Raw genomic sequence first — 5396 nt, forward strand, 5'->3', positions numbered from 1 at the left:
ATTCGCTGCAACAATCACTAAGTCGCAAATTGCAATACAAGCTGCATACAATACGGTTTTAATGGCTAATCCTATTGGTTTAGTAGTTGGGGGATTAGTTGCATTAGTCGGAATTGGGATAGTAGTTTATAAAAATTTTGACAAAATAAAAGCTAAAACTTTGGAATTATGGGGTGTTTTTAAACAAAGTCCTATTTATAAAATTTTTGAATATAGTCCAATTGGTTTATTTTTAAAAGGGATACAACAACTATATAATTGGTATCAGAAATTTAAAGGCAATGGGAATTCTTCACAAAATGTAACTATAGCAGAAAATAATCAAAATAAATACAATCAAATGAGCAAGAAAACTCAAGGCGGTGGGATGTCACTTCCTGCTTATGCAAAAGGTGGGGTTGTAAATACACCGCACATGGCAATAGTAGGGGATGGACAAACTCCAGAATCAATTATCCCACATGATGGAAGTGCTAGATCTAGAGGACTATGGAAAAATGCTGGTGAAAAAATGGGATTACTTGGAAGTAATGGCAATATTAACAAAATAGAAATAAAGATAGATTTTAAACCAGTTATACAAGGTGGAAACACTGATGGGGTTATGGAAATATTAAAGAAAGAAAGCACAGCTTTAGGAGATCTCATAAAAAATGAAGTTGAAAAAGCAATGAGTGGAATGGTAAAAACTGAGAGGAGGACGAGTTTTGGATAAAGAAGTAGATATTTATACGACTGTCCAGGGGGATATGTGGGATAGTATTAGTTTTAAAGTTTATGAAGAAGATAAGTATTCAAAAGAACTTACTAGAGCTAATCCTAAATATGCAAATATAGCTATATTTAGTGGAGGCATAGATTTAATATGTCCAGATATCTCAAATATTGATAGTTCAACCACTCCTCCTTGGAGGTAATTATGGAATCAAGAAGAAGTTACATAAAAGTAAAATATGACGGTGAGGATATTACTGGAGATATTACAGCGTATATAAAAAGTTTTTCATATACTGATAATTTAGATAAAGGCGACACCATAAGTCTTAGTTTATTAGGTGATAAATGGATAAACGAATGGGTTATTTTAAAGGGCGATAAATTAGAAGTAGATATCTATGTGATAAATTGGAGAAATGAAGGGGATAACAGAGTCTTAAAATGTGGAATTTTTAGCATTGATGATATTACTTTTTCTGGTATTCCAGACACTATAAAAATATCTGCTATTTCTATAGATATTAATAAAGATATTAAAAATGTAAAAAAAGATAAAATTTGGCATAACATTTCACTTGAGAGAATTGCCCAAGATATAGCTAATGATGCTTCCATGGAACTATTTTATGATTGTGAGGATGTAACCATCTATAATCAAGTGGAACAAGTTAAAGAATCTGATTTACAGTTATTGTCTAGGATTTGTAAAGAAAACGGTGTTTCATTGAAAGTATCTTTTGAAAAAATAATAATTTTCCAAGAGAAAGAATATGAAAAAAAAGAACCTGTTATTCATCTTGCAAAGTCCAATCTTATGAACTATGAGCTTCAATGTGAAGATATAGACCGATATGATGGTTGTGAGCTAACATTCTATGACCCAATACTAGGAGAGTTCTTAAAAGGAAAATTTGAAGCTCCTGAAAGTGAATTTTACGGTGTAAAAACTGGAAAGATTATGTATGAAAATTTTGATACCTCGGTAACAGGGACTACCAAAGAAGAAAAAGAAAGCTTTTTGGTGGAGAGAGCAAAAAATCTACTTAGAGATAAAAATAAAAATGAAACTAAAATAAAAGTATCTGATGTAGGAGACCCTAGTTATTTGGCAGGAAACACTGTTAAAATAACAGGATTTGGTATTTACAATGATATTTACCTAATCACTTCTGTGACTCATACAGTGGATTCTGGGTATAAATGTAGTTTAGGAATGAGAAAGAAGGTGAATTTTTAATGTTTAGGTTTTTAAGGCTTGGAAAGGTATCATCTATAAATTATAAAGAAGTAAGTGTAAGTGTAGAATTTGATGATTCTCCAGGGGTAATATCCAAGGGGCTAAAAATATTATCAGATCATACGAGTAAAGAAAAAGATTATTCTCTACCAAATCCAGGGGAAGATGTGGTGTGTGTATTCCTCCCTCATGCCCCTACTGTTGGATTTGTATTAGGTAGCTATTATAGTGGTAAAAATCTACCAACAGACACAGGAAAAATAAAATATATACTATTTCCAGACGGTACTAAAATTAAATATAATATGGAAACAAGTGTATTAGAAGTAGATTGTGTGGGAGATATTAATATTTCAAGTGGGGCAGCAGTTAACATTAAAGGTAATGAAGTAAATATCGATGCTAATTCGTTTAATGTAACAGCTAATGAAAGTAATTTTGATCATAAGATCAATTGTGCTGATGTTATCGCAGATAAGGGATCTTATAATGATCATATCGATAATCTGCATTAAGGGGGTAATATGATCGGAATATTAGGGGACATACAGTTTAAAGTATCATTCGATGGAACTAATAATAAAATATTAAATTTTTCTGATTTAAAATTAAGTGGTGGAGCTAATTATGAAGAACATAAAAGAAGAGGACTTAAACCAGCTCTTGAATTTATTGATTTAAAAACTGATGTTGTTAATCTAAAAATCACTCTTAGGACTGATTTTGGGGTAAACCCACTAGAAATAGCTAAAAAGTTAAATTCATATAAAAATACAGGAGAAGTTTTAAAGTTTTTATTAGGTAATAAACCAGTTGGAAATGGTGAATTTGTAATAACTTCTTGTAATTATGGGTATGAATATATCACAAATAATGGATTAGTTAGGAATTTAGATGTTTCTCTCTCTCTTAAGGAATATACAAAAGTTATCTATGAAAACATAGAAATCATTACAAAAACAAAACAAAATACAGAAAAAAAAATAGTGCATGAAGACTTTAATCAAGGAGCGATAGAAAGATGATATATGAATTAAGTCCAAACATTATAAATCTAAATGCTACTGGTACAGAAAGAATTCTTCAAAACGGACGTAATATTTTAGCTGTTATGATTGGGGAAGTTGTCTTAGGAAGAGGGATTGGGATAAATGGTGACATTGTGGACCTTCCTATAAATAAAAGTATGTCTATGCTTGATATAGAAACTCAATTCCAAAAGTATGAGCCTAGACTTAAAGTTAATAATATTACATATAAGGTTGATGGTGAAAACGGATTTTTAAATCCTATTGTGGAGGTGAGTATAATTGAGTGATTTAAATATACATAATGAAAGTTCTGAGGATATCGCAGCTCGAATGGTAACCAAGTTTGGAGAATTAAGGGGTGCTTCTTTGGGGTTAGCAGATGAAAGAAGATGGCTCCTTCAGGCTGTAGCTTATGGTTTATTTATTCGGAATGAAACTACCAATGAAGGTCTTAAGATGAACCTTTTGAGGTATACCAAAGGAGATTATGCTACTGAAATGGGAGCTTTTACCGATACAGAAAGATTATCTGCTAGTAAATCAAGTGTGACTTTAAGATTTGAAATAGAGGAAGCTAAGACAGAGCTAATAGGAGTAAGTCCAATTAGGGTAACACCAGGTAATAATATTTATTTTTTAACCCCTTACTTTGAATTTCAACCAGGGGAAATAATAAAAGATGTAATAGGATATTGTACCGAGGAAGGAGAAATAGGGAATGGATTCCTTTCAGGGGAAATTAATAAAATAGTAGATCCATTCACATTTTTTAAGACGGTGGTTAACACTGAAATATCTCAAGGTGGTACAGAAATAGAATCTGATGAGAGCTTAAAAGAAAGAATAAGAATAGCTCCCAGTAAATTTTCTACTGCTGGTCCTGGTGATGGGTATATTTATTGGGCAAAAACTGCAAATCAAGGGGTTGTGGATGTAAATGTAAAAATGACAACTCCTGGAACAGTTAGAATAACCCCTCTTATGGAAGGAGGAGAACTTCCTAGTGACAGTGTCTTAAGTGATGTATTAACAACCTGTAGTGCCGATAAGAGGAGACCTTTAACAGATAATTTGTTAGTAAATAAACCCGCACAAATAGATTATGACATAGATTTTACTTACTATATTTCTAGTAAGGATATAGGGCTTGTAAATGAGATCCAAGATAAAGTCAATAAAGCGGTAACTGAATATACCACATGGCAAAAAGCAGTCTTAAAAAGGGATATAAGCCCTACAGAACTTAATTATCTAATAAGAAGTGCAGGAGCCAAAAGAGTTGAAATAGTAAAACCTACATTTGCTACTGTAGATGTTTTTGAAGTAGCAAAAGAAGTAAATATTAATCCAATATATGGAGGGATTGAAGATGATTAAAATAGAAGATATTTCTCTTTTAAACCTTCTCCCTAATTTTCTTCAAGAAGAAAATGAAATAAAAATATTAATGCAGGTTATTCAGGAAGAATTAGATCTAATAAATAATAGAGAAAAAAATTTTTTTCTCTATGAAAATTTTAGTGATCTAGGGGAAGCAATATTAGACGAACTAGCTTATCAATGGAGAGTAGAAGGATATGAACAGACTCTTTCTAAAGAGATTAAAGCCAGTTTAGTAGAAACAGCATATGTTGTTAGAAAAACTAAAGGAACAAGGTATGCTGTTGAAAAAACAATTAAAGATATTCATGGGGATTTTGAGTTACTAGAATGGTATCAATATGGTGGAGATCCATACCATTTTAAAGTTGTAGGAGAAACCGCCCCAACAGGCGAAAAATTAGAAAAATTATATAAATCAATTAATATAACAAAAAATGAGAGAAGTTCTTTAGATGGAATAATAGTAAGCAGCCAGTGGGAAGGTACAAATTACCATTCTACACTATATCATTCATCTATTTTTGAAGAGATCCCATTGGGTCCAAATGTAGCTTCAGATTTTGAAGAATATTTAGGAGGAATAAATGGCTAAATATATAGGGACTATACTCACAAATAAGGGTAAGGAATTGTTGGCAAGAGCTATATTAGGTGAAGAAGTAACTTTTACCAAGGTAGAAATAGGAAAAGGGATTATTCCTGAAGGAATAACTAAAGAAAGCTTAGTATCTCTTGTAGAAACTTTTAAGACAGTAAGTATTACAAGTACAACCATTTTAGAAGCAGGCAGTTATAGAGTAAGAGTAGCCTTTAATAATAGTGGGGTATCAGAAGATACTTATTTAAGAGAAATAGGACTTTTTGCCAGGGGTGAAGATGGTATAGATGTGCTTTATTCCTACTGTGATACAGATACCCCTGATCTTATTCCAAGGGAATCTAGTGGAATATTAGAAAGGGTTGAAGATATCATCACATATATCTCAAATGCAGGGACTGTTAATGCAGTTATAGATCAAAGTAATGTC

7 protein-coding genes and 2 pseudogenes are annotated in these 5396 nt (G+C 31.9%); all 9 read left to right on the forward strand.

The features are described 5' to 3' along the window. Positions 1–715 (forward strand): annotated as a pseudogene (locus V5784_RS06160) (hypothetical protein); the annotation flags it as partial. Next, a complete protein-coding gene (locus V5784_RS06165; RefSeq protein WP_336888162.1) occupies positions 708–917 on the forward strand; it encodes a tail protein X in 210 nt (69 codons plus the stop codon). The pseudogene V5784_RS06160 and the gene V5784_RS06165, both read left to right, overlap by 8 nt. A gap of 2 nt (positions 918–919) precedes the next feature. After that, positions 920–1954: a hypothetical protein gene (locus V5784_RS06170; protein ID WP_336888163.1), complete on the forward strand. Its 1035-nt coding sequence runs from the start codon at positions 920–922 to the stop codon at positions 1952–1954. Continuing rightward, positions 1954–2469, forward strand: coding sequence for a phage baseplate assembly protein V (locus V5784_RS06175; RefSeq protein WP_336888164.1), 516 nt, complete (start codon positions 1954–1956; stop codon positions 2467–2469). The genes V5784_RS06170 and V5784_RS06175 overlap by 1 nt, the downstream gene beginning before the upstream one ends. A gap of 9 nt (positions 2470–2478) precedes the next feature. Continuing rightward, a complete protein-coding gene (locus V5784_RS06180; protein WP_336888165.1) occupies positions 2479–2979 on the forward strand; it encodes a phage tail protein in 501 nt (166 codons plus the stop codon). Continuing rightward, positions 2976–3272 carry a hypothetical protein gene (locus V5784_RS06185; protein WP_336888166.1) on the forward strand — a complete coding sequence of 99 codons (297 nt, stop codon included), beginning with the start codon at positions 2976–2978 and terminating at the stop codon, positions 3270–3272. Before V5784_RS06180 ends, V5784_RS06185 begins: the two co-directional genes overlap by 4 nt. Then, entirely contained in the window at positions 3265–4362 is a 1098-nt protein-coding gene (locus V5784_RS06190; protein WP_336888167.1) for a baseplate J/gp47 family protein, read from the forward strand. Before V5784_RS06185 ends, V5784_RS06190 begins: the two co-directional genes overlap by 8 nt. After that, a complete protein-coding gene (locus tag V5784_RS06195; protein WP_336888168.1) occupies positions 4355–4960 on the forward strand; it encodes a phage tail protein I in 606 nt (201 codons plus the stop codon). Before V5784_RS06190 ends, V5784_RS06195 begins: the two co-directional genes overlap by 8 nt. Continuing rightward, positions 4953–5396: pseudogene (locus V5784_RS06200) on the forward strand (hypothetical protein); the annotation flags it as partial. The gene V5784_RS06195 and the pseudogene V5784_RS06200, both read left to right, overlap by 8 nt.

Origin of the sequence: Psychrilyobacter sp. (assembly GCF_037132775.1) — a bacterium.
GTDB lineage: Bacteria > Fusobacteriota > Fusobacteriia > Fusobacteriales > Fusobacteriaceae > Psychrilyobacter.